We start from the raw sequence: 21,934 nt of genomic DNA on the forward strand, positions 1-21,934 counted from the left end.
TCTCCCAGTGGGTGAGGGCATCAGGTCGCACACCCGCCGGGGATCAATCCTTGTCCGTCGCGCTCAGCGTAACGGAGGAGAGATAGTTCAGCAGTGCAATATCGTTATCCACACCCAGTTTCATCATGGCTGATTTCTTCTGGCTACTGATGGTTTTAATACTGCGGTTCAGCTTCTTGGCAATCTCTGTCACCAGGAAACCTTCAGCGAACAGGCGCAGAACTTCACTCTCTTTTGGCGACAGGCGTTTGTCACCGTAGCCACCCGCGCTGATTTTCTCCAGCAGACGGGAAACGCTTTCAGGGGTGAATTTCTTGCCTTTCTGCAACGCGGCCAGCGCTTTTGGCAGATCGGTCGGCGCGCCTTGTTTCAGCACAATCCCTTCGATATCCAGATCCAGCACGGCGCTTAAAATCGCCGGGTTGTTGTTCATGGTCAGAACAATAATCGAGATGTCCGGGAAATGGCGTTTAATGTATTTGATAAGCGTGATCCCATCACCGTACTTGTCCCCAGGCATGGAGAGATCGGTAATGAGCACGTGGGCATCAAGCTTTGGGAGGTTATTGATCAGTGCTGTGGAGTCTTCAAATTCACCGACTACATTCACCCACTCGATCTGTTCAAGTGATTTGCGAATACCGAACAGTACAATCGGATGGTCATCGGCAATAATTACGTTCATATTGTTCATGTATTAGGCTACCTTGCTACAGCAAGCTTTTGACGTAGGCGTCAATGTCGCTGATATATTTTTCAATGCCAGAGGCATCTTTCTCACGAATTAGATGTTCCAGCGTTTCACATAACTGCTTGCCGGGAACCAGATTAAGCATGGCAAACACCCCTTTAAGCCGGTGTGCTGTCTGTGCCAGCGCTGCAAAATCATTCGCAGCGGACTCAGTATACAACCGCTTAACATCATCTGGTACTGTATCAACAAAGAGTGAATAGTAGCCACTGGCATGGAGTTCGGCATTTTCGTCACCGCCCAAAGGGGACTCCAGGATCTCTTCTTGCGCCAGCTGTTCTTCTATTAGTTGTAGTACAGCTTCCTGCATAGCATTGCTCATATTAAAGTTGACGCGCATCTGGCCTGGGCCGATTTTTCGCACGCCTGGCTCATCATCGCTTAAAAGCAAGCCGGAGGCTGTAAGATTAGACGGATTATCTGTTAAAAACAGATCAAATTCTTGACTCGTGAGCCTTTCATCAGGCGTGATGCACGCTGCTCCCCAGTTTTCTAACTGACGAACCACGATATTGCGGATCTCATTTGAGGTCACATCAACCATCACCGTCACTTCATCCAGCAGGCGTTCTTCATCTTCTTCTTGCGGATTCGCGGCCATTTTCACATGCAGAGAATAGCGGGTGCCGAGCGACTCTCGGGCTTTGATATTCAGATGCCCGCCAAGTTTGCGCGCCAGCTGATCGCACAGCCAGAAGGTCAGGGCATTGGCTTTGCCGTAGTGATCGTTCTGGGTATCGTTCAGGAACGGGAAGTGCAGATTATCAATTTCACTCGGGGTGACGCCTTCTCCGGTATCCAGAATACGGAACGTCAGCCTGTCGTCAGCCGATTCGTCGGTGCTGACCTCGAGCGTCACCTTGCCAATCTGGGTAGTGGTCACAGAATACTGAATCAGCATCAGCAGAATACGGCGCAGTGCTTCCCGATCGCCGTGGCGTTCGTCATTGGCAGGCAAGTGGTTGTTGATCAGTAGTTGCAGGCCTTTGCGTTTAATGACCGGCAGCACTTCAGGGACCACTTCGTCGATCAAATCCTGGATAGAGAAGAGGGTAGAGCTTCCTTTCCAGCTGTCATTTTCCAGCATATTCGCCAGCTGAATTTCATCCACCAGGCGAACCAGTGAATCCGCCTGGCTGGCTATCTGATGACCTTCAGGCGTGTTGATGCTGGCCACACCGCTCGCGAGGGCTTTCAATGGGCGTTTAAATGCCTCGCCAATATTCTGCATAAATGCCGCACGACCCTGCTGGTTTTTCTCGTAAAGTCGCTGCGCCTGCTTGAGCTTCTTGTTGACCAGCACTTCACGATCCTGGTCGCGGATAATAAAGATTTGCGTGCGGGAAGCGACCTGGCTGCGGAACTGACGGATTTCATACAGTTCATTATTGATGGTGGCCTGAATCACACCCTGGTGCTGATCCGCCATGGTGGTGATGTTTTGCAGGTTAAGATGCGGCAGCAGGTGATCGGCAATCTTATTGCTCATCACCGTGCGGTTCGCCTCCTGGTCGTGAACCAGTACTCCAAGCGGCAGAACGGAAATAATCTCTTCATTCAACGCCCGCAGTATGCGCAGTTCATTACTGGTTCCCGCCGGGACAGATGCGGTTTCGCTCTGACGCCCGGGCTGAAAACGGAAAGTGCTGTAACCAAAAAGCGCCAGCGCCAGCAGACCAATGTTCAGCAGCAACGGCAGTAAAATGTTTTGCAGTGTATCAAGCAGTAAGGTGCCAAATGGCACTTGCCACACCAGGCGCATCCCGGTTGAGTTCAGCGAGGAGGCTATCTCTATCTTCGAGCCGTTGAAGGAGATAGCGACACTTTCAGCGCCTTCTTTCTCCGGCGGCGTGCGCATGTTTTGCGTGTTGTTATCGGGGTCGAGACGGAAGCTGTCCAGCGGCATATCGGGTGGGATCAGGTCGTTGATAGGCAGATCAAATGCCACCACGGTCGCCAGATGCCCAGGCTGATTGAAGGTGGTACGAAGCGTAAAGTAGTGACCGTTCTGCCAGGCAAGGCGGCGTAATGAAGAGAAACTCTCGCGTTCATCAAGCGCGTTAGCCTGTTGCAGCATTTCTGCACGACGGGAATCCACAATGCTGCCCACCGTGGTTTCTTTAAACCCGGAGGAGAGATCTTTGAGCGGTAAGGTCGAAATCAGGATCATGCTGTTGTCCTGACCGTTCAGGTAGTACATCGACCACGGCACTGTTTCTGCACCCCAAAGGGTATCAAGGTACGAGGAGATGCGCTGGGTCATCTCAAGCGTTGCGCTGTCGTGCGAACCGAAAATGAGCGCTTCTGTTTTACGCTGCGGTTTTTCCAGGTAGTAAACGTCCTGCTTAAGGCGCGTTTCCTGTAACCCTTCTCCGGATGACGTTGCAGGCGCTGCGGCAATATTGTCGTAAATCTGCCAGGTGGCGTATCGCCATGTATCGATGCGCTTATGCACCGCATGGGTGATATCCACGACCTGATAGCTTTTATCCTTCAGCCAGGCATTAACCGCACTCTGAACCATCACCCCCATCGTGACTAACAGCACGACGATCAACAGAAGAAAGAAACGGGTGATGCTCCCGGGAAGAAGGGAGAATTTGTTCGGGGCGGTGGTTTCAGACTGACTCATTGATATGTTAACCCGTGATGGCCGCGCTTTAATGGGATAGGGCAGTATAAAGGGTAATAACTGAATTTCCAGCGCCGTAGCCTGTGAATAGATGACTTTTTCCGTGGCGATTATCCCTGCACAACGTTGCATTAAACGTGTACAACTCGCGCACGTTTGTACAAATAAGGAGCGGCGAGGTTCAGAAAATAGCACGATTTAACAAGAAATTATGGTTTGTAGCAACAGTGAATACGGAGAGATGATTTCGGTTGTATTTAATTAATAGTCGTTATGATTTCATGGCGGTAGCACAACGAAAATATAATTACGTAAAGAAAGGTAAAAAAAAACCGAATGCTCAGCATTCGGTTCAATTAGGGATAAACAGACATTCAAAACTGAATGACGGTAATAAATAAAGTTAATGATGATAGCGAGAGTTATTTTAGTGATTTTGCTGGATTTTGTTTTGTCATTCAGTGCTGTAACATTTTTCAATGTAACTCATTGATTTTGTATGGTGAACTTTTTCGTTTGATTATAAGTGCTATATTTCTAAGCTCTTCGTGCTTTGTAAAAGTTCCCGTGAATTTACAAAATGAAACATCTTGAGTGGAAAATGAAACATCTTCAAAGTTTTCGTATCATATTCCCGTTGGATTATTCTGTAATTTTAAGGAGAATGAAATTGCCGACTGGTTAAGAGGGTTAATCAGTAAGCAGTGGTAATAATAAGGCATATAACAGAGGGTTAATAACATGAAAGTTAAAGTACTGTCCCTCCTGGTACCAGCACTGCTGGTAGCAGGCGCAGCAAATGCGGCTGAAATTTATAACAAAGACGGCAACAAATTAGATCTGTACGGTAAAGTCGACGGCCTGCACTATTTCTCCGACGACAAAGGTAACGACGGCGACCAGACCTACATGCGTATCGGCTTCAAAGGCGAAACTCAGGTTAACGATCAGCTGACCGGTTATGGCCAATGGGAATACCAGATTCAGGGTAATACCTCTGAAAGCGACAACCAGGCCTGGACGCGTGTTGCGTTCGCAGGTCTGAAATTCGCCGATGCGGGTTCTTTCGATTACGGTCGTAACTACGGCGTTATCTACGACGTGACCTCCTGGACCGACGTTCTGCCAGAATTCGGCGGCGACACCTACGGTGCAGATAACTTCCTGCAATCCCGTGCTAACGGCGTAGCAACCTACCGTAACCAGGACTTCTTTGGTCTGGTTGATGGCCTGAATTTTGCTCTTCAGTATCAGGGCAAAAACGGTAGCGTAGACGGTGAGAACAACACCGGTCGTAGCACCCTGAAACAGAACGGTGACGGTTACGGTGCATCCCTGACCTACAACCTGGGCGAAGGCTTCAGCATCGGTGGTGCTATGTCTTCTTCCAAACGTACTTACGATCAGAACAACACCGCAGCGCTGGGTAACGGCGATCACGCTGAAGTCTACTCTGGTGGTCTGAAATATGATGCGAACAACATCTATCTGGCCGCTCAGTACTCTCAGACCTATAACGCAACCCGTTTTGGTAACTCCCAGAGCAGCAGCGACATCTACGGTTTTGCAAACAAAGCGCAGAACTTCGAAGTGGTTGCTCAGTACCAGTTCGACTTCGGCCTGCGTCCTTCCGTGGCTTACCTCCAGTCTAAAGGTAAGGACATCGAAGGTTACGGCGACGAAGATCTGCTGAAATATGTTGATGTTGGCGCGACTTACTACTTCAACAAAAACATGTCTACCTACGTGGACTACAAAATCAACCTGCTGGATGACAACAACTTCACCAAACAGGCTGGTATCGGTACTGATGACATCGTAGCGCTGGGTCTGGTTTACCAGTTCTAATCGCTTCTCAGTATTACAAAGGGGCCATCTGGCCCCTTTTTTCATACTTTTTTTGGGGTCTTACAAATGACCCTTTTTGGTGTACTCTTGCCGGCCTGGCATGAGGATAATAATGAATGGACATGACTTTTTTACGCGCCAGCTTTCTGGCTACCCTTTTTTTCCTGACAGCATGTGACTCTTCCACCCCCCCGGTGGCGAAAACAGACACCCCAGCGGCAACCGTTCTGGAAGGCAAAACGATGGGCACCTTCTGGCGTGTCAGCGTGATGCACCTCGATAGTGCACGTGCCGACGATCTGCGCGGTAAAATTCAGGCACAGCTTGATGCCGACGATCAACTGCTTTCCACATACAAAAATGACTCTGCGCTGATGCGCTTTAACCTCTCGAAAAGCACCTCGCTCTGGCCTGTAAGTGAAGCGATGGCTGATATCGTGACCGAGGCGATGCGCGTGGGTTATAAAACAAACGGCGCTATGGATGTCACAGTTGGGCCGCTGGTAAACCTGTGGGGATTTGGTCCGAATAAACAGCCGGTGACAACGCCCGATCAGGCGGCTATTGATGATGCGCGCGCCAGAACGGGTTTGCAGCATTTAACGGTGATTAATCAGTACGGGCAGCAGTATCTGCAAAAAGACATTCCTGATTTGTTTGTCGATCTCTCAACGGTAGGAGAGGGCTATGCCGCCGATCACCTTGCGGCACTGATGACCCAGGAAGGGATCTCGCGTTATCTGGTGTCGGTAGGTGGAGCCTTAGTCAGCCGGGGGATGAACGCCACGGGCAAAGCGTGGCGCGTGGCCATTCAAAAACCGACCGATCAACAAAACGCCGTGCAGGCAATTGTAGATATCAACGGCCACGGGATCAGTACGTCCGGCAGCTACCGCAACTATTACGAGCTGGACGGCAAACGCATTTCACATGTTATCGATCCGCAAACGGGGCGTCCGATCGAACACAATCTGGTGTCCGTGACGGTGATCGCCCCGACCGCCCTGGAAGCCGATGCCTGGGACACCGGGTTAATGGTCCTTGGCCCGGAAAAGGCTAAAGAGGTGGTGCGTCAGGAAGGCCTTGCGGTGTACATGATAACCAAAGAGGGCGATGGGTTTAAAACCTGGAGCTCCCCGCAGTTTGAAAGTTTCCTCGTGAGCGAACAAAATTAAAAAGCAAGGTTACGGGTTTTTGTCCGGTGGCACTCAGGCAAGGTAAGAGTATGCTTGTAAGAGGAGCCGATGATGAAAAACCTGACCTTTAAAACCGATGAGGATCGCTGGCAGGCCGTGCTCGCCCGCGATCCACGCGCCGATAATCAGTTTGTCTTTGCCGTGCAAACGACCGGTATCTTTTGCCGCCCGTCCTGCCGGGCACGCCATGCGCTGCGCAAAAATGTTCGCTTTTATCCTGATGCCCAACATGCGGGGCAGGATGGCTTTCGCCCCTGCAAGCGCTGTATGCCGGATAAACGTGACCCGCAGGAGCAGAAACTGGCAAAAGTCGAACAGGCCTGCCGTCTGCTGGAACATGACTCGTCCATTACCCTTGAACTGCTTTCGCAGCAGGTGGCGATGAGTCCATTCCATTTCCATCGCCTGTTTAAATCCATCACCGGCATGACGCCCAAAGCCTGGCAGCAGGCAGCACGCGATCGTCGCCTGCGCAGTGCGCTGGCACAGGGCGATAAAATTACCGATGCCGTGCTGGCCGCAGGTTTTCCCGACAGCAGCAGTTATTATCGTAAAGCCGATAGCGCGTTGGGTATGACCGCAAAACAGTACCGTAAAGGTGACGTTGCGGTGCATTACGCGCTGAGTAACTGCACCTTAGGCCGCTGCCTGGTGGCGGAAAGCGAGCGGGGGATCTGCGCTATTTTGCTGGGTGATGACGACGCGACGTTAACGGATGAGCTGCATTCCCTGTTTCCCCATGCCCAGCCCGAGCCTGCGGACGGCGCTTTTGCGCTGCGGGTTCGCCAGGTTATCGCAAGCCTCGACAACCAAAATACCCCGTTAACGTTACCGCTGGATATTCGCGGCACCGCTTTCCAGCAGCAGGTCTGGCAGGCGTTGCGCGCCATCCCCTGCGGTGAAACGGCAAGCTATCAGCAGGTGGCGAAAACCATTGGGAAACCCGCCGCGGTGCGCGCCGTTGCCGGGGCATGTGCTGCCAATAAGCTGGCGATAGTGATCCCCTGTCATCGGGTGGTGCGCAACGATGGCGCACTTTCAGGCTACCGCTGGGGCACTGCGCGCAAGGCGCTGTTATTACAACGTGAAGCGAAAAACCGGGAGGGATAATGCTCGATCTGTTCGCAGAGGCTGAACCCTGGCAAGAGCCGCTGGCACCGGGCGCGGTGATCCTGCGTCGTTTTGCGCTATCCCGCGCGGCGGCGCTGTTTGACGGTATAAATACCGTCGCGGCACGCTCGCCGTTTCGCCATATGGTGACGCCGGGCGGCTATACCATGTCAGTGGCGATGACCAACTGCGGCAGGTTAGGCTGGACGACGGACGATCGCGGTTATCTTTACGCCCCAGTAGATCCAATAACGGGTAACCACTGGCCAGCCATGCCCGATGCGTTTCTGGCGTTGTGCCATGATGCCGCCGTGGCTGCGGGTTATGCCGATTTTACCCCGGATGCCTGCCTGATTAACCGTTATGCCGTCGGCGCGAAGCTCTCGCTGCATCAGGATAAAGATGAGCCGGATTTACGGGCGCCCATCGTCTCAGTCTCTTTAGGGCTGCAGGCGGTCTTTCAGTTTGGCGGATTGCGGCGTAACGATCCGCTGAAACGCCTGATGCTGGAGCATGGCGACGTGGTGGTGTGGGGCGGGGAATCGCGACTCTACTATCACGGTATTCAGCCGCTTAAACCGGGTTTTCATCCGCAGACGCAAGCGTTCCGCTATAACCTGACCTTCCGTCAGGCAGCGTATAGCGAATAAAAATAAGAATTATTCTTGATGTGGGCACGGGGCAGTTTACACTGCTGGCTGATTTTTATTGCCTGGATTGCTCTGTATGCAACTACTTCTTCTTGTCTGGCGTCAGTACCGCTGGCCTTTTATGGCGGTGATGGCATTAAGCCTGGCCAGCGCGGCGTTAGGTATTGGCCTGATCGCGTTCATCAATGTGCGACTGATTGAAATGGTCGACACGTCATTGTCCGTTCTGCCAGAGTTTCTGGGTTTGCTGTTACTGTTGATGGCCGTGACGTTAGGCTCCCAGCTGGCGTTAACCGCGCTGGGCCACCACTTTGTTTATCGCCTGCGTAGCGAGTTTATCAAGCGAATTCTGGACACCCAGGTAGAGCGCGTCGAGCAACTCGGCAGTGCTTCTCTGCTGGCGGGGCTGACCAGCGATGTGCGTGCCATTACCATCGCATTTGTGCGTCTGCCGGAGCTGGTGCAGGGGATTATTTTGACCTTTGGCTCGGCGGCTTATCTTGCCTGGCTCTCAACCAAAATGCTGGCAGTGACCGCGCTGTGGATTGTGGTCACCATCTGGGGCGGTTACCTGCTGGTGGCGCGTGTCTATAAACACATGGCGGTGCTGCGTGAAACGGAAGATAAGCTCTATAACGATTATCAGACGGTGCTGGAAGGGCGCAAAGAGCTGACGCTGAACCGCGAACGTGCCGAGCATATCTTTAATCATCTCTATATCCCGGATGCCCGCGAGTATCGTCATCACATTATCCGGGCGGATACCTTCCACCTGAGCGCGGTGAACTGGTCAAACATCATGATGCTGGGTGCCATTGGCCTGGTGTTCTGGATGGCAAACAGTCTGGGATGGGCTGACACCAATGTCGCGGCGACCTACTCGCTGACGCTGCTGTTTTTGCGCACGCCGCTGCTTTCTGCCGTAGGGGCCCTGCCGACGCTGCTGAGCGCCCAGGTAGCTTTCAACAAACTGAAAAAATTCGACCTCGCGCCGTTTAAGGCCGAGTTCCCGCGCCCTAAGGCATTCCCGGACTGGAAAACCCTGGAACTGCGTAATGTGACTTTCCGCTACCAGGACAACGCGTTTTCGGTTGGTCCGGTTAATCTCACCATTCACCGGGGTGAGCTGCTTTTCCTTATTGGCGGTAACGGCAGCGGGAAATCAACACTGGCGATGTTACTGACCGGGCTATACCAGCCGCAGTCCGGTGAGATCCTGCTGGATGGCAATACGCTGAACGCAGAGAAACCGGAGGACTACCGCAAGCTGTTTTCAGCGGTGTTCACCGATGTCTGGCTGTTCGAGCAACTGCTGGGATCAGAGGGGCAGCAGGCGAATCCGGCTTTGGTGGAGAAGTGGCTTTCGCATCTGCAAATGTCGCATAAGCTGGAGTTGAAAGAGGGCAAGATCCTGAACCTCAAGCTGTCCAAAGGGCAGAAGAAACGCGTGGCGCTGCTGCTGGCGCTGGCGGAGGAGCGTGACATCATCCTGCTGGATGAGTGGGCCGCCGATCAGGATCCGCATTTCCGCCGCGAATTTTATCAGGTGCTGTTGCCGTTGATGCAGGAAATGGGCAAAACCATCTTTGCCATCAGCCACGACGATCACTACTTCATTCACGCCGATCGCCTGCTGGAGATGCGTGACGGACAGTTGAGTGAGTTGATAGGTAAAGAGCGCGATGCTGCGTCCCGTGATGCGGTGGCGCGTACGGCGTAAGAGTTTGTGTGCCGGGTGGCGGCTTCGCCTTACCCGGCCTACTTTTTATATTTCCTCGCTGCTTTTTTGCCCATCCTGTCCCGTTGTTTATTCTTATTTACATATCCCCGCGCTATGCTTGATGTCATCTCATTTCATGGATTAATGATTGATGTCGGTAATAAACAAAAACAGCGCAAGGCTGCGCGACCAGGAGCGTGCGCGGCTCATCTGGCTTCTCACGACCGATAAAGCGGTCACTTCAGCGTTATTAGGCAAACTGACCCTGGCTGAGCAATATGATGTCGGCACCTTATCCGACGATATTGCTGAGGTAGGTGCGCTGGTTGCTCATCTTCCGCCGCCTGACCTGGCGGATACTCTTGAAGCTCTCCCATCCGAAGAGCGTCACGCACTGTGGCGACTGGTTGAGGATCACGAACGTGGTCAGGTATTACTGGAAGCTTCCGAAAACGTCTGGGATGACCTCATTGATGAGATGAGTGACCGGGATATTCTCGATGCCGTGCAGACCCTGGATATCGACGAGCAGATTTACCTTGTTCAGCACCTGCCGCGAAATTTGACCGGCCGACTGCTGGCGTCACTGCCAGCCGATGAGCGTGCCCGTGTACGCCAGGTGATGCATTACGAGAAAAACAGCGTCGGCGCGATTATGGAGTTTGGCGTCATCACGGTACGCCCGGATGTGACGCTTGGGGCGGTGCAGCGCTATCTGCGCCGCCTGGGCAAGATGCCGGACAACACCGATAAGCTGTTTGTGACCTCGCGTGATAAAACCCTGCTGGGTGAGCTTGAGCTGAAAACCATTCTGCTGAACAGTGCGCAGCGGCGGGTGAGTGAGGTGATGGAAACCGAGCCAATGGTCTTCTCACCTGAAGATGACGCCGAAAAAGCGGCACGAACCTTCGAACGTGACGACCTGGTCAGTGCGGCGGTGGTGGATTCCGTGGGCAAACTGATGGGGCGTCTGACCGTCGATGAGATTGTTGACGTGGTTTACGAAGAAACCGATAACGACCTGCGTGCTCTCGGGGGGTTGAGTGCGGAAGATGACGTACACGCCTCGGTGGGAAAAGCCGTTAAAACGCGCTGGGCATGGCTTGCCATTAACCTCTGTACCGCGTTCATTGCCTCCCGCGTGATTGATGGCTTTGAACACACGATTTCGCAACTGGTGGCGCTGGCCTCTCTGATGCCTATCGTCGCCGGGATTGGCGGGAACACCGGAAACCAGACCATTACTATGATTGTTCGTGCTCTGGCGCTGGAAAACATTCAGCCCGGTAACTTCGCGTTCCTCATCTTCAGGGAAATGGGGGTGGCACTGATTAACGGCCTGGTATGGGGCGGGATCATGGGAGGGATAACATGGTGGCTGTACAGCGATATGGCACTAGGCGGTGTGATGATGCTGGCGATGGTGCTTAACCTGCTGATGGCCGCCATGATGGGGGTGATTATCCCAATGACGATGACCAGGCTTGGGCGCGACCCCGCGGTGGGGTCGAGCGTGATGATCACCGCCATTACCGATACCGGCGGTTTCTTTATTTTTCTTGGGCTGGCGACGATTTTTCTGATGTAAGTTCGTGCCTGCGCTTAATACGCCCAGGGAGGATCGCCATTACAATAATCCCGCCGAGCACGCCAATGGCCAGATTACCGGTCGATACCGTCGCGGCTACGGTGACCAGCATCACCACCGTTTCTGCGATGGGTGCCCCTTTCACCGTCGCAGGCTGAATGCTGTGCCAGCTGAAGGTTTTGATGGCGACAATCGCCATAATCCCGGCCAGAACTGCCATCGGGATGTTGGCCATCACTTCGCTCAGCGCGGTGACCAGCACCAGCAGCACAATGCCTGCAGCGAGGGTCGAAATGCGGCTACGGCCTTTACCCATCTCCACGTTGACGATGGTTTGCCCAATCATGGCACAACCGGCAATGCCCCCGTAAAGACCGGCCATGATATTACCGATGCCCAGACCAATGCTTTCGCGGCGCTTGTCCGATGGCGTAACCGTCAGTTCATCCACCAGTTTTGCCGTCAGCAATGATTCCAGCAGGCCGACAAACGCGATACTTAACGCACAGGGCCAGATAATGCTCAGGGTTTCCAGATTCAGGGGGACAAGTAACTGAGTCAGCCCGGGAAGACCGCCACTCATCGAGCCTTCATCACCTACGGTAGGCAGGATTTGTCCGGTGGTCACCGTGAACAGGGTTAATACCACAATGGCAATCAGCGGAGAGGGAATGCTTTTTATATAGCGCGGAACCCACAGTACAATCAGCAGCGTCAGCACGAACAGGCCAACAATTAGCGGGCTTCTGCTCCAGAAATGGGGCACCTGAGCAAAGAAAATCAAAATCCCGAGCGCGTTAACGAACCCGGTCATCACCGACTGCGGTATGAAACGCATCAACCGCGCCATCCCGAGTGCGCCAAACAGGATCTGAATCACCCCCGCCATAATCACCGCAGGCAAAATGTACTGTACGCCGTGCTGGTGCACCATCGGGCCGATAACCAGCGCCACTGAACCCGCCGCAGCCGTGACCATGGCCGGGCGACCACCGAGTACCGAGAGTGCAAGACAAAGCACCACAGAGGCGATCAGGCTGACTTTCGGGTCAACGCCCGCAACCACGGAGAAGGAGATGACTTCAGGGATCAGTGCCAGCGCGGTAATCACCCCGGCCAGTGTTTCACGGATGAAGAGCGTCGGGGATCGCAGCACAACAGCAATGCGGCCCTCATCGGGCAGAGAAGAGTGTGGTAATGACATAACAATTCGCAGGTTAGGGCAGGCTTCCGTGCGCGCGATCACAAAGTGCAGCATAGTAGCCAGAAAAACAGCGTTTTGCCAGTTGAACCCCCAATCCCCTACAAACAATCCATCATTAAATTTCACAATTACAATAATTTCGTAACCTTTAAACAATATTTAAAAGTTGTTACCGTTCCCCCCGCAGCTTTTTTCACCTGCAATTTCCACGCATAAAGCACTATTAATCTAAGGCATAAATTATGAAAAAAATGACTGCCATGCTCTTTTCTCTGGCTATGGGGCTGAATAGCGTCTCGATGGTGGCTAACGCTGCCGCGCCAAAAGAGCAGGAAACGGACGTCCTTTTAATTGGTGGTGGCATCATGAGCGCCACGCTGGGAACCTATCTGCAAGAATTAGAGCCGGACTGGTCGATGACCATGGTCGAACGTCTTGATGGTGTGGCTCAGGAGAGCTCTAACGGCTGGAACAACGCCGGCACCGGGCACTCGGCACTCATGGAACTGAACTACACACCGCAGAAAAAGGACGGTTCCATTAGTATCGAGAAGGCGGTAGAGATCAACGAAGCGTTCCAGATCTCCCGCCAGTTCTGGTCACACCAGGTAAACAGCGGTGTGATGCACGATCCGCACGCCTTCATCAATACCGTGCCGCACATGAGCTTTGTGTGGGGCGATCAGAACGTCAACTTCCTGCGCGCGCGTTACGCGGCCTTACAGCAGAGCACGCTGTTCCGCGGTATGAAGTACTCAGAAGACCACGCGCAGATTAAAGAGTGGGCTCCGCTGGTGATGGAAGGTCGTGATCCAAATCAGAAAGTGGCCGCCACCCGCACTGAAATTGGTACGGACGTCAACTACGGCGAAATTACCCGCCAGCTGGTGGGCTCTCTGAAGAAAAAAGAGAACTTCAATCTGCAACTGAGCACCGAAGTGCGCGGCTTCAAGCGCAATGCGGATAACAGCTGGAGCGTGACGGTTGCCGATCTGAAAAACAACGACGCTGAACATGTAATTAAAGCGAAGTTTGTCTTTATCGGTGCGGGCGGTGCAGCGCTGAAATTGCTTCAGGAATCAGGCATTCCTGAAGCTGACGACTATGCTGGCTTCCCGGTAGGCGGGCAGTTCCTGGTGTCGGATAACCCGGAAGTGGTGAACCGTCATCTGGCGAAAGTGTACGGTCAGGCTTCTGTAGGGGCGCCGCCGATGTCCGTTCCGCACATTGATACCCGTATTCTTGACGGTAAGCGCGTCGTGCTGTTCGGGCCATTCGCGACCTTCTCTACCAAATTCCTGAAAAACGGTTCTCTGTTCGATCTGCTGAGCGCGACCACTACCTCCAACTTCAAACCGATGGTCGACGTGGGTCTGGATAACTTTGATCTGGTGAAATACCTGATTAGCCAGGTCATGCTTTCTGACGACGATCGTTTCGCGGCGCTGAAAGAGTACTATCCGCAGGCGAAGAAAGAAGACTGGCGTCTGTGGCAGGCGGGTCAGCGCGTGCAGATCATCAAGCGCGATCCAAAAGAGGGCGGTGTGCTGCGTCTGGGTACTGAAGTGGTGAGCGATAAAGACGGCACCATCGCGGCCCTGCTGGGCGCGTCACCGGGAGCGTCCACCGCTGCACCAATCATGCTGCATCTGATGGAAAAAGTGTTTAAAGATAAAGTAGCCAGCCCGGAATGGCAGGCGAAGCTGAAAACCATTATCCCGTCTTACGGTACAAAGCTGAACGGTAACGTGGCAGCAACGGAGCAAGAGCTGGAGTACACCAGCCACGTTCTGCAACTGCAATATGTTAAGCCACAGGCTGCTGAAGCGGCGCCGAAGGCAGAGCTGAAGCCTCAGGCGGAAAACAAACCGGTTGCGGATATCGCGCTGTAAGGTAAAAGCAAAACGGTAACAGACGTTACCGTTTTTAGTGTTTTCTCCCTCTCCCGGTGGGAGAGGGGTGGGGTGAGGGCACCAGAGCGCACCCTTTCCAGGTCGGGTAAGGCGAAGCTGTGACCCGACTTATTTTTAACGTACTACCGCTTGTCCGATAGTCTCATCTGCCTTCCACACCCGATATTTCACGTCGATGTTTTCAGGCGTATAGACCACAATGGGCAGCTTGCTGTTGTAGCGCAGCAGACTGTTATCACCCAGATACGCGGTCACAAATTTCTTCTCTTTTTTACCGTCCGGGCAGGCCATCATGGTCGATACCGGAGAGGTGACTTTATCAAAGACGTAGTAGTCGTAACCCCAGCCTTCCAGGGTTTTACTTTCCAGTTGACCGCCCAGGCGATGCTGGTTGCAGTCCACTTCCAGGGTCTGCCCAATCAACAGTTCCACTTTGAAATTTGCTTCATCCTGCTGAACCGGTAATTGGATCACCTGACGCTTCATGCCTTTTTCTGCTTGCGGATAAGGCGCGACTTTTTCCAGAGGCTGCTCTTTTGAGGTTTCACTGGCAAAAGCGCTGGTGCTGACGCACGCTGCGGCGATGAGGGCAATGGCAAATTTAGGTGCGTTTTTCACAGTTATTCCTTTATGTCAAAACGATCCTGTCCAGATTAGCATAACGTTAGTGAATGGTTGGACGTATTTACTTATATTTTAATTTGTTTTAGTGCAATAAACTGCATTTTAAGAGTTTTGGTGGTTGTTAATTCTGTCATGGAGTCAGGCTGGAGATCGTGTTAGTGTTAGCGCTAAATAATGTTGTTCATCTGTAAAGGAAAGAGAGACATGGTTCGCGCAAAACTGAAAACACCTGAAGGCCGGAAGTTTTTACTGGCACTGCTCGTTGTGTTTATGATTGCTGCCGCAGGCGTTGGGCGGGCAACCATTGTCGGTGTTATCGAGCAGTATAACATCCCACTTTCCGAGTGGACGACCAGCATGTATGTGCTGCAATCAGCGATGATCTGCGTTTACAGCCTGGTGTTTACCGTTCTGCTCGCCATCCCGTTGGGGATCTATTTCCTGGGTGACCGCGAAAAGCATTAAGTCCCCATATTGCTATACTAAAGCCATCCTTCGGGTTGGCTTTTTTTATGTCATTATTTTCATTAACGATATTTATTCTCATTTCTATGATGCTCTGTTTCGACCGCATGATTGTTCAACAGAAAGCAGGAGACGTTAATGCTATCCCGGTTTGCAACGCTTAGCCGGATCCCAAAGGGAGTCTGGGTGGTGGGCGGTGTCAGTATGCTGATGGACATCTCATCAGAAATTATCCATAGCCTGTTGCCGCTGTTTATGGTGACTACGCTTGGGGCCAGCGTGATTTTTATCGGCCTGATTGAAGGACTGGCAGAAGCCACCGCGTTGTTTATCAAAATCTTTTCCGGGGCGATCAGTGATTACATCGGTAAAAGAAAAGGACTAGCAGTGCTGGGTTATGGGCTGGGGGCGTTAAGTAAACCGTTGTTTGCGATAGCCTCGTCGTCCGGCATGATTTTAGGTGCGCGATTAATCGACCGCGTGGGGAAGGGGATACGCGGTGCACCGCGAGATGCGTTAGTCGCGGATGTTACGCCACCCGAACTGCGCGGTGCAGCGTTTGGCCTGCGTCAGTCAATGGACACCGTCGGCGCTTTTCTCGGGCCTTTGATCGCCGTAGGGTTAATGCTGCTGTGGAATAATGACTTCCGCACTATTTTCTGGGTCGCGGTGATCCCCGGCGTGCTCGCTGTCGCGCTGCTGTTTTTTGGACTGCATGAGCCAAAAACGCCGGTTGAGCACAAACGGAGCAATCCGGTAAAAAAAGAGAATCTTAAGCGGCTGGGTAAAGGGTGCTGGTGGGTCATCGGTTTAGGGGCTGTCTTCACCCTTGCGCGTTTCAGTGAAGCATTTCTGGTGCTTCGGGCGCAGCAGTCGGGCGTACCGCTAGCTCTGATCCCGCTGGTCATGGTTGCCATGAACCTGCTCTATTTCCTTTCTGCCTATCCGTTTGGCAAATTATCCGATGCGATGAGTCATACCCGCCTGTTGCAGTGGGGGCTGGTGGTATTAATCGCAGCGGATATTGTGCTGGCGTTCACGACCCACTGGACAGGTATTATTCTGGGTGTTGCGCTCTGGGGCGTGCATATGGGAATGACCCAGGGACTGCTTGCGGCAATGATTGCGAAAACGGCGCCCGCGGATTTGCGCGGCACGGCTTACGGTATTTTCAGCATGATCAGTGGCGTCGGATTATTGATTGCCAGTGTGGTGGCCGGGGTTATCTGGGAAACGTGGGGCGCGGAATATACGTTTTATACCGGGGCGGTTATCTGTCTGCTGACGCTCTGTTACCTGATTAGAACGCCGGATGAAGTGCAATAAAAAACCAGCCATATGGCTGGTTTTTCAAGGACTTTTGGTCGGCACGAGAGGATTTGAACCTCCGACCCCCATGACGGTTCGAAACTTTATTTTTAAATGAAATACGCCATATTTTACTGCTTAGGGAACGAGTGAAAATGGCTACAATTCTTCAAATACCATCAGGAAACTGAAATTCCGTTATTTGAGTTAACGTTCTACCTATAAAATAAACTAGGCTTTACCGGTTGTGTTTCTTTCGTTCCAGGCATCAGAAAACTGTATATTTCCATCGTGGATTTTCCATGTGATTTTTTCATACTGAATGCTAATGCTTTCAACATGATTGAACTTCTCATTACCGACTAGCTTTACATTTGGGATTGAACAGTTAACGCCTGTAATCTTCACGTTTTCCATCAGTACAGAGTAATAGCAAACCTCTTGCCCTGCGTCGTTGATGTGATAGAAGCGGATTACCGCACTTTCCAGTGTCTGCCCTGTGGCCACTGCTTTGTAAAAGTAGGGGGTAGAGCTATCAACTTCTTTTTCAATCATCATAGATGAATGTTGGCGGGTTCCTGTAATCTTACCGTTTGCAGAATCTACAGGAAGGTGAATCCCATGCCCCAAACCAATGATTTCTATTGAACCATCACGATCCTGAACATCTACAGATCCTTTGATATCTGCGCCACCATCGTCTTTAAGCCACATGTAAGCGGGAATAGGCATTTCACTAACTCCTTGTTTTTCTGATTAACGTCATAGTTATGATGTAGATAGTAATGGTGATGATCAGAATAACGCCCATATCAATATAAAATGATGTGTCATACATCGTATCAGCGTTGCGATCACCGTAGATCAAGTGGCACACTCTGGCCTGAAAATCATAATTAATATATTCATATGGTTTAGGTATAACCCTCCCAATCCCTATAAAGAGAAGAATGAAATAAATAAATTTACTGGCTTTAAGGGCAAGTGCTCGAATAGTCATTAGCTATCACCTCGATCCAGCCTCTAGCCATCATTGATTTTGTGCAGGGTACTTGAAAAGGCGGGTGTTTCATCAGCGCATCGTGCAAGATCATAAAATCAGAATCATGTGCAAGAGTTATGCAGCCCTCTGAAACATGCCCTGGATGTAGTCTAAAATGACCACGCTTTATCCCCTCAATATACATCCAATCGTCAATTTTCCAATCATCACGCCATAGGGCAAACCAGTCAGAACGGCCTACATCGTAACGTCTGATTGCTTTGTTTATCGCGTCTTTAATTTCCAATCCTTTTTGTGAAAACCAGTTCCCTTCTTTGCGGTCAACGATCCAGTATTTTCCCGGTGGCAATGGACCGTCATCAACAACAGCACCACACGCTCCTTTGTTTCTGTAGTCACCACGACCGGAAAAAGCCATGAATACGCCGACTCCGTACATATTAAGAGGGGCGTAATCAGAACCGTTAAGCAATAACTTTCCATGTATAGCCATATTTAACCCTAGACTCTGTATTGGTTTGCTCGGTAATCGTACACCTACGTAAATAGAAAAGAGAGTTTTGTTTTCCGGGAAAGCTCTTAAAATCAAAGTGATTTAAGTAAAATTAAATTAATGTGTTAGCACTTCTACTGTTTCGTTTTTTACTTTTTGACTCTTAGTACAAAGGCCGGGAGGATGTCACGCGAAAGAACGCTAGTTAGTTGTTCGGTGCTGCTTTGACTTAGGCGAATTATTTCGGAAGGAAGATTCCATTCTCACTAATAGTTACTCTAAGGATGTGATTATCAAGGAGGGTTTGAAAAGAAGCATTGATTCAGCAAACTGCAGGACAGGGAAAGTGCTGAGCACGAACCATCTCGAAGATTCCCTCAAGCATCGTATTGTTGTTACGGATATCCATAGGAACATACCGTATACCATGTCGAGACACTGGTACTGGGATAAGCTCGTTTGAGCCTGCTTTTTGAGTATTGCGTATTTGGTGGGTGTATTGAAGTCCTGCCCTGTATTCGCCAATTCTATCAACTGTGTGATAAGTAGTCATAAGGAGGTCCCTTACAAAAGAAAAATAATAACAAAAAGGTGACTAAAGGAAATGACAAAGATCTGTGCCGGTTTAGTTGAAGGGGATGTGATTGTGTTCAGTCTTAGTGCTGCGGAAGAATATGAGAAAGAGGATTCTGTTTTTTTACCTATGCCTAAATGAATGTGGATGCAAAATTAGAATTACTAAAAAATCGTCATGAATAATACTTAATGGATGTGTTTATTTCTGGGGGAAGATTTGTCATTAATCCAGAATACAAAGCCAATCGCGATAGTGTATGGTGGTCAGTAAATATCAATAATTCGAAAGCGTATCTACGAACTGCTGGAGTACAATGTCTATGCAAGGCTTTGGAAAATGATGATTTAATTTCTTACTGTGCATATATAACTATAACGTTAGTCCTGGCAAACATAATAACCCCCACCCACATTAACAGCCCAGAAAAATGGTATGAAAGTACCGAGATTTATCTTTGTGTTTGGATAAGAATATGAAGTAAATTCACTCTATTAATTATCGTTGGGAAAAGCCAATGAAAGGTGAAAGGAAAGGACACGCTTTTTGGTTTTGGTACACTGAATCTGATTATCAATGCTCTTGGCAAAAATTAAGAAAGAGGTCAAAGGGGTTAGAATCAAGCTCTTTCTTTGGTAATTAGCTGGCAGGTGACAACGCAGATGGTGGGTCAACTTTTACATTGTTCTTTGTAGGATATAGCGCAGCGCTGGTAGCGCAAATCAGCGAGCTTGCGAGGCAACAGTCAACGGTGTCGAAAATGGCCGCGTTGTCTGGCCTCTGGCAGTATTTAGGGATTTTATTGGAGCGGTTCTGCGAAGTCTACCGGCGTTCCTGCTGCCCGTCACGAACCACATGTTAGAGAAAGAACGGATAGCAGAAATAGAAAAAGATGGCAACGTAACTTGTTGCCATACTTGGGAAAAATTGGTCGGCACGAGAGGATTTGAACCTCCGACCCCCGACACCCCATGACGGTGCGCTACCAGGCTGCGCTACGTGCCGACGCGTAAAAAGAATACTACTCGATTCCTTTTTGAATGCAAGGGAGTCAGGTGCTAACTGGTTTATAATTAATCAGTTAGCAATGAACCGCTTCTCATCCGTCAGCACTTGCAGAAGCAGGCTGAGCTGCGGTTTCTGGTCATGCAATTTTTCACCTTGCAGATTATACGTCTGGTAATTGCCATTACTGTTCAGCACCAGCGTCAGTTCCGGTGTGGTTACCACCAGCGTATTATTCCCGGCAGCAGTCACCCAGTTATGGCGGCGAGTGGCGCTGAACAGATCCTGTCCTTGCGAGTACTCATTCGCCGGAGTGCTTACGTGCAGCAGACGTTGCATCAGGGTGGTCATCACGTCTTTATGATCGGTAAGCATATTGATGCGCTGTGCTGGCGTTCCCGGCCAGTGGATGACCAGCGGAACATGCAAGTTAGGGCGCGACCAGACCATACTTTTCGTTTCGTCACCCAGCGGGATACCGTGTCCGGCGGTAATAATGACCACGGTGTTATCCAGCTTGCCGGATTCACGCAGTGCGTTCAGCACCCGGCCAATTTGTGCGTCAACGTCGCCAGCCGCACGGCTATAACGGCGTGCAAAGCCTTTCTGGTTGCTGTCATCAAGTGTGGTGCCGTTAAACGCAACCCAGGAGAACCAGCGGTTATCTTCCTGAGCATAACGCTGAAGCCAGTTCACCCACTGATTAGCGGTCTGTTCATCAGACTGGCTCTGCGCAGCAGGCAGTGAGAAATCAGACAACAGTGCCTGGCGATACAGCGAGCTGTTAAAGCCATCCGAAGAGAACAGCCCCAACTGGTAACCCTGCTGGTTAAGCCCGGTAATGAGCGCCGCGGGAACGCGCGCCGAAAGCACGCCGTCCATGTAACCGGCCGAAATACCATAGAACAAGCCAAAAATACCGGCATCGGTTGAGTTACCGGAACTCATATGCTGCGTGAACGACACGTTCTTATCAGCGAACTCGGCGAGCGCAGGCATCTGCTTCTCGTAACGCGAGTAGTTCAGACCATCAACGGTTATCAGCAGTACGTTTTGACCACGTCCCATATCCCGGTAACGCAGGTCGCTCAGCGGATACTGAACGGTGACGGCTTCCGGGTTGCCTTGCTCGACCAGACGACGCTGATACTCCTGCGCATCCAACAGACCGTGTTTTTCAAGGAAACGACGTGCCGTCATCGGATAAGAGAGCGGCAGGTTAGCGCGCTGCATGGTGATAGGGCGATAGAAGTTCGCATCGGCCCAGATATACATGATGTGCGAACTAATAAATGAGACAAAAAAGAGCGCAGCAACGGGCTTCGCGTAATGACGACGCCGCGTCAGACTGCGGAGCTTTTGCCAGCTCCAGGTGGCAAACAGCATCTCAATCAGCAGGATCACCGGCACGCTGATAAACATCAACTGCCAGTCACGCGCGGTTTCGTTCTGGTCCGGGTTAATCACCAGTTCCCAGACGATGGGGTTGAGATGGAGGTGGAAACGGGTAAAGACTTCGCTGTCGATAAGCAATAACGTCATGCCCGCCGTCGCAAGGATGGCGGATAAGAACCTCATCAGGCGTTGCGACATGACGATAAACGTCAGCGGGAACAGAATCAGCAGATAGGTGGCGAAAACCAGAAAACTAAAGTGGCCGACAACGCTCATCCAGGAATAGATGCGCCCGGTCAGCGTGGTTGGCCAGTCCGCCACAAACAGATAACGGCAGCCAAGCACCATGGCCAACAAAATGTTGAACAGGGCAAACCAGTGCCCCCAGCTAACCATCTGGGAGACTTTTTCACGGTAGCGCTGACGATTCGTCACCATAAACTGTTGTTCGTTTC

The 21,934-nt window shown here is 51.3% G+C and carries 16 protein-coding genes and 1 tRNA gene; 9 read left to right on the top strand and 8 right to left on the bottom strand.

The window, feature by feature from the left end; all coding sequences use genetic code 11:
• Window positions 1–43 precede the first annotated feature (43 nt).
• Both rcsB and rcsD read right to left on the bottom strand, forming a co-directional pair.
• Window positions 44–694, bottom strand: coding sequence for a response regulator transcription factor RcsB (rcsB, locus tag ACS603_RS15540; protein ID WP_003859405.1), 651 nt, complete (start codon window positions 692–694; stop codon window positions 44–46).
• Between the two features lie 16 nt (window positions 695–710).
• Entirely contained in the window at window positions 711–3,383 is a 2,673-nt protein-coding gene (rcsD, locus tag ACS603_RS15545; protein ID WP_182061833.1) for a phosphotransferase RcsD, read from the bottom strand.
• Window positions 3,384–4,124: 741 nt separating this feature from the next.
• On the opposite strand from rcsD, the gene ACS603_RS15550 reads away from it, so the two are divergent.
• The 6 genes from ACS603_RS15550 to mgtE all read left to right on the top strand — a co-directional run bounded on the left by ACS603_RS15550 (window position 4,125) and on the right by mgtE (window position 11,495).
• A complete protein-coding gene (locus ACS603_RS15550; protein WP_182061832.1) occupies window positions 4,125–5,231 on the top strand; it encodes a porin OmpC in 1,107 nt (368 codons plus the stop codon).
• Between the two features lie 116 nt (window positions 5,232–5,347).
• The gene (gene apbE, locus ACS603_RS15555; protein WP_315686241.1) at window positions 5,348–6,406 is read left to right on the top strand and encodes an FAD:protein FMN transferase ApbE; all 1,059 of its coding nucleotides are present in this window, start codon (window positions 5,348–5,350) and stop codon (window positions 6,404–6,406) included.
• Between the two features lie 72 nt (window positions 6,407–6,478).
• A complete protein-coding gene (gene ada / locus ACS603_RS15560; protein ID WP_474944551.1) occupies window positions 6,479–7,537 on the top strand; it encodes a bifunctional DNA-binding transcriptional regulator/O6-methylguanine-DNA methyltransferase Ada in 1,059 nt (352 codons plus the stop codon).
• Window positions 7,537–8,187, top strand: coding sequence for a DNA oxidative demethylase AlkB (gene alkB / locus ACS603_RS15565; protein WP_182061829.1), 651 nt, complete (start codon window positions 7,537–7,539; stop codon window positions 8,185–8,187). The genes ada and alkB overlap by 1 nt, the downstream gene beginning before the upstream one ends.
• A gap of 76 nt (window positions 8,188–8,263) precedes the next feature.
• Entirely contained in the window at window positions 8,264–9,907 is a 1,644-nt protein-coding gene (locus ACS603_RS15570) for a multidrug ABC transporter permease/ATP-binding protein (RefSeq protein ID WP_474944535.1), read from the top strand.
• Between the two features lie 151 nt (window positions 9,908–10,058).
• The gene (gene mgtE, locus ACS603_RS15575) at window positions 10,059–11,495 is read left to right on the top strand and encodes a magnesium transporter (protein WP_182061827.1); all 1,437 of its coding nucleotides are present in this window, start codon (window positions 10,059–10,061) and stop codon (window positions 11,493–11,495) included.
• On the opposite strand, the gene ACS603_RS15580 is transcribed toward mgtE, so the two are convergent.
• Window positions 11,458–12,753, bottom strand: coding sequence for a SulP family inorganic anion transporter (locus tag ACS603_RS15580; protein ID WP_474944536.1), 1,296 nt, complete (start codon window positions 12,751–12,753; stop codon window positions 11,458–11,460). The two genes, mgtE and ACS603_RS15580, sit on opposite strands and share 38 nt — an antisense overlap.
• Window positions 12,754–12,941: 188 nt before the next feature.
• Between ACS603_RS15580 and mqo the strand changes: the two genes are divergently transcribed.
• Complete coding sequence (gene mqo / locus ACS603_RS15585) at window positions 12,942–14,591, top strand: malate dehydrogenase (quinone) (RefSeq protein WP_315686233.1); 1,650 nt, start codon at window positions 12,942–12,944, stop codon at window positions 14,589–14,591.
• 135 nt (window positions 14,592–14,726) lie between these two features.
• On the opposite strand, the gene eco is transcribed toward mqo, so the two are convergent.
• On the bottom strand, window positions 14,727–15,230 hold the full coding sequence (eco, locus tag ACS603_RS15590) for a serine protease inhibitor ecotin (RefSeq protein WP_217187482.1): 504 nt from the start codon (window positions 15,228–15,230) through the stop codon (window positions 14,727–14,729).
• A gap of 210 nt (window positions 15,231–15,440) precedes the next feature.
• On the opposite strand from eco, the gene ACS603_RS15595 reads away from it, so the two are divergent.
• The gene (locus ACS603_RS15595) at window positions 15,441–15,701 is read left to right on the top strand and encodes a DUF2534 family protein (protein ID WP_014071065.1); all 261 of its coding nucleotides are present in this window, start codon (window positions 15,441–15,443) and stop codon (window positions 15,699–15,701) included.
• A gap of 138 nt (window positions 15,702–15,839) precedes the next feature.
• The gene (locus ACS603_RS15600; RefSeq protein WP_474944537.1) at window positions 15,840–17,027 is read left to right on the top strand and encodes an MFS transporter; all 1,188 of its coding nucleotides are present in this window, start codon (window positions 15,840–15,842) and stop codon (window positions 17,025–17,027) included.
• Between the two features lie 213 nt (window positions 17,028–17,240).
• On the opposite strand, the gene ACS603_RS15605 is transcribed toward ACS603_RS15600, so the two are convergent.
• The 4 genes from ACS603_RS15605 to yejM form a co-directional block, all read right to left on the bottom strand.
• Complete coding sequence (locus tag ACS603_RS15605; RefSeq protein WP_474944538.1) at window positions 17,241–17,741, bottom strand: Hcp family type VI secretion system effector; 501 nt, start codon at window positions 17,739–17,741, stop codon at window positions 17,241–17,243.
• A 242-nt stretch (window positions 17,742–17,983) separates the two neighbouring features.
• Window positions 17,984–18,505 carry a DUF2778 domain-containing protein gene (locus tag ACS603_RS15610; RefSeq protein ID WP_474944539.1) on the bottom strand — a complete coding sequence of 174 codons (522 nt, stop codon included), beginning with the start codon at window positions 18,503–18,505 and terminating at the stop codon, window positions 17,984–17,986.
• 1,502 nt (window positions 18,506–20,007) lie between these two features.
• Window positions 20,008–20,084, bottom strand: a tRNA-Pro gene (locus tag ACS603_RS15615).
• 72 nt (window positions 20,085–20,156) lie between these two features.
• A complete protein-coding gene (gene yejM, locus ACS603_RS15620) occupies window positions 20,157–21,917 on the bottom strand; it encodes an LPS biosynthesis-modulating metalloenzyme YejM (RefSeq protein ID WP_182061788.1) in 1,761 nt (586 codons plus the stop codon).
• Window positions 21,918–21,934: the final 17 nt, after the last annotated feature.

The sequence above is a fragment of the Enterobacter sp. Li2LvB3 genome (genome assembly GCF_056156645.1).

Coding starts and splice junctions, on each gene's coding strand:
- ACS603_RS15605 (WP_474944538.1), bottom strand. CDS start 17,741: ATGCCTATTCCCGCTTACATGTGGCTTAAAGACGATGGTGGCGCAGAT.
- ACS603_RS15580 (WP_474944536.1), bottom strand. CDS start 12,753: ATGCTGCACTTTGTGATCGCGCGCACGGAAGCCTGCCCTAACCTGCGA.
- mqo (WP_315686233.1), top strand. CDS start 12,942: ATGAAAAAAATGACTGCCATGCTCTTTTCTCTGGCTATGGGGCTGAAT.
- rcsB (WP_003859405.1), bottom strand. CDS start 694: ATGAACAATATGAACGTAATTATTGCCGATGACCATCCGATTGTACTG.
- ACS603_RS15550 (WP_182061832.1), top strand. CDS start 4,125: ATGAAAGTTAAAGTACTGTCCCTCCTGGTACCAGCACTGCTGGTAGCA.
- mgtE (WP_182061827.1), top strand. CDS start 10,059: ATGTCGGTAATAAACAAAAACAGCGCAAGGCTGCGCGACCAGGAGCGT.
- ACS603_RS15610 (WP_474944539.1), bottom strand. CDS start 18,505: ATGGCTATACATGGAAAGTTATTGCTTAACGGTTCTGATTACGCCCCT.
- ACS603_RS15595 (WP_014071065.1), top strand. CDS start 15,441: ATGGTTCGCGCAAAACTGAAAACACCTGAAGGCCGGAAGTTTTTACTG.
- yejM (WP_182061788.1), bottom strand. CDS start 21,917: ATGGTGACGAATCGTCAGCGCTACCGTGAAAAAGTCTCCCAGATGGTT.
- ACS603_RS15600 (WP_474944537.1), top strand. CDS start 15,840: ATGCTATCCCGGTTTGCAACGCTTAGCCGGATCCCAAAGGGAGTCTGG.
- alkB (WP_182061829.1), top strand. CDS start 7,537: ATGCTCGATCTGTTCGCAGAGGCTGAACCCTGGCAAGAGCCGCTGGCA.
- apbE (WP_315686241.1), top strand. CDS start 5,348: ATGGACATGACTTTTTTACGCGCCAGCTTTCTGGCTACCCTTTTTTTC.
- rcsD (WP_182061833.1), bottom strand. CDS start 3,383: ATGAGTCAGTCTGAAACCACCGCCCCGAACAAATTCTCCCTTCTTCCC.
- ada (WP_474944551.1), top strand. CDS start 6,479: ATGAAAAACCTGACCTTTAAAACCGATGAGGATCGCTGGCAGGCCGTG.
- ACS603_RS15570 (WP_474944535.1), top strand. CDS start 8,264: ATGCAACTACTTCTTCTTGTCTGGCGTCAGTACCGCTGGCCTTTTATG.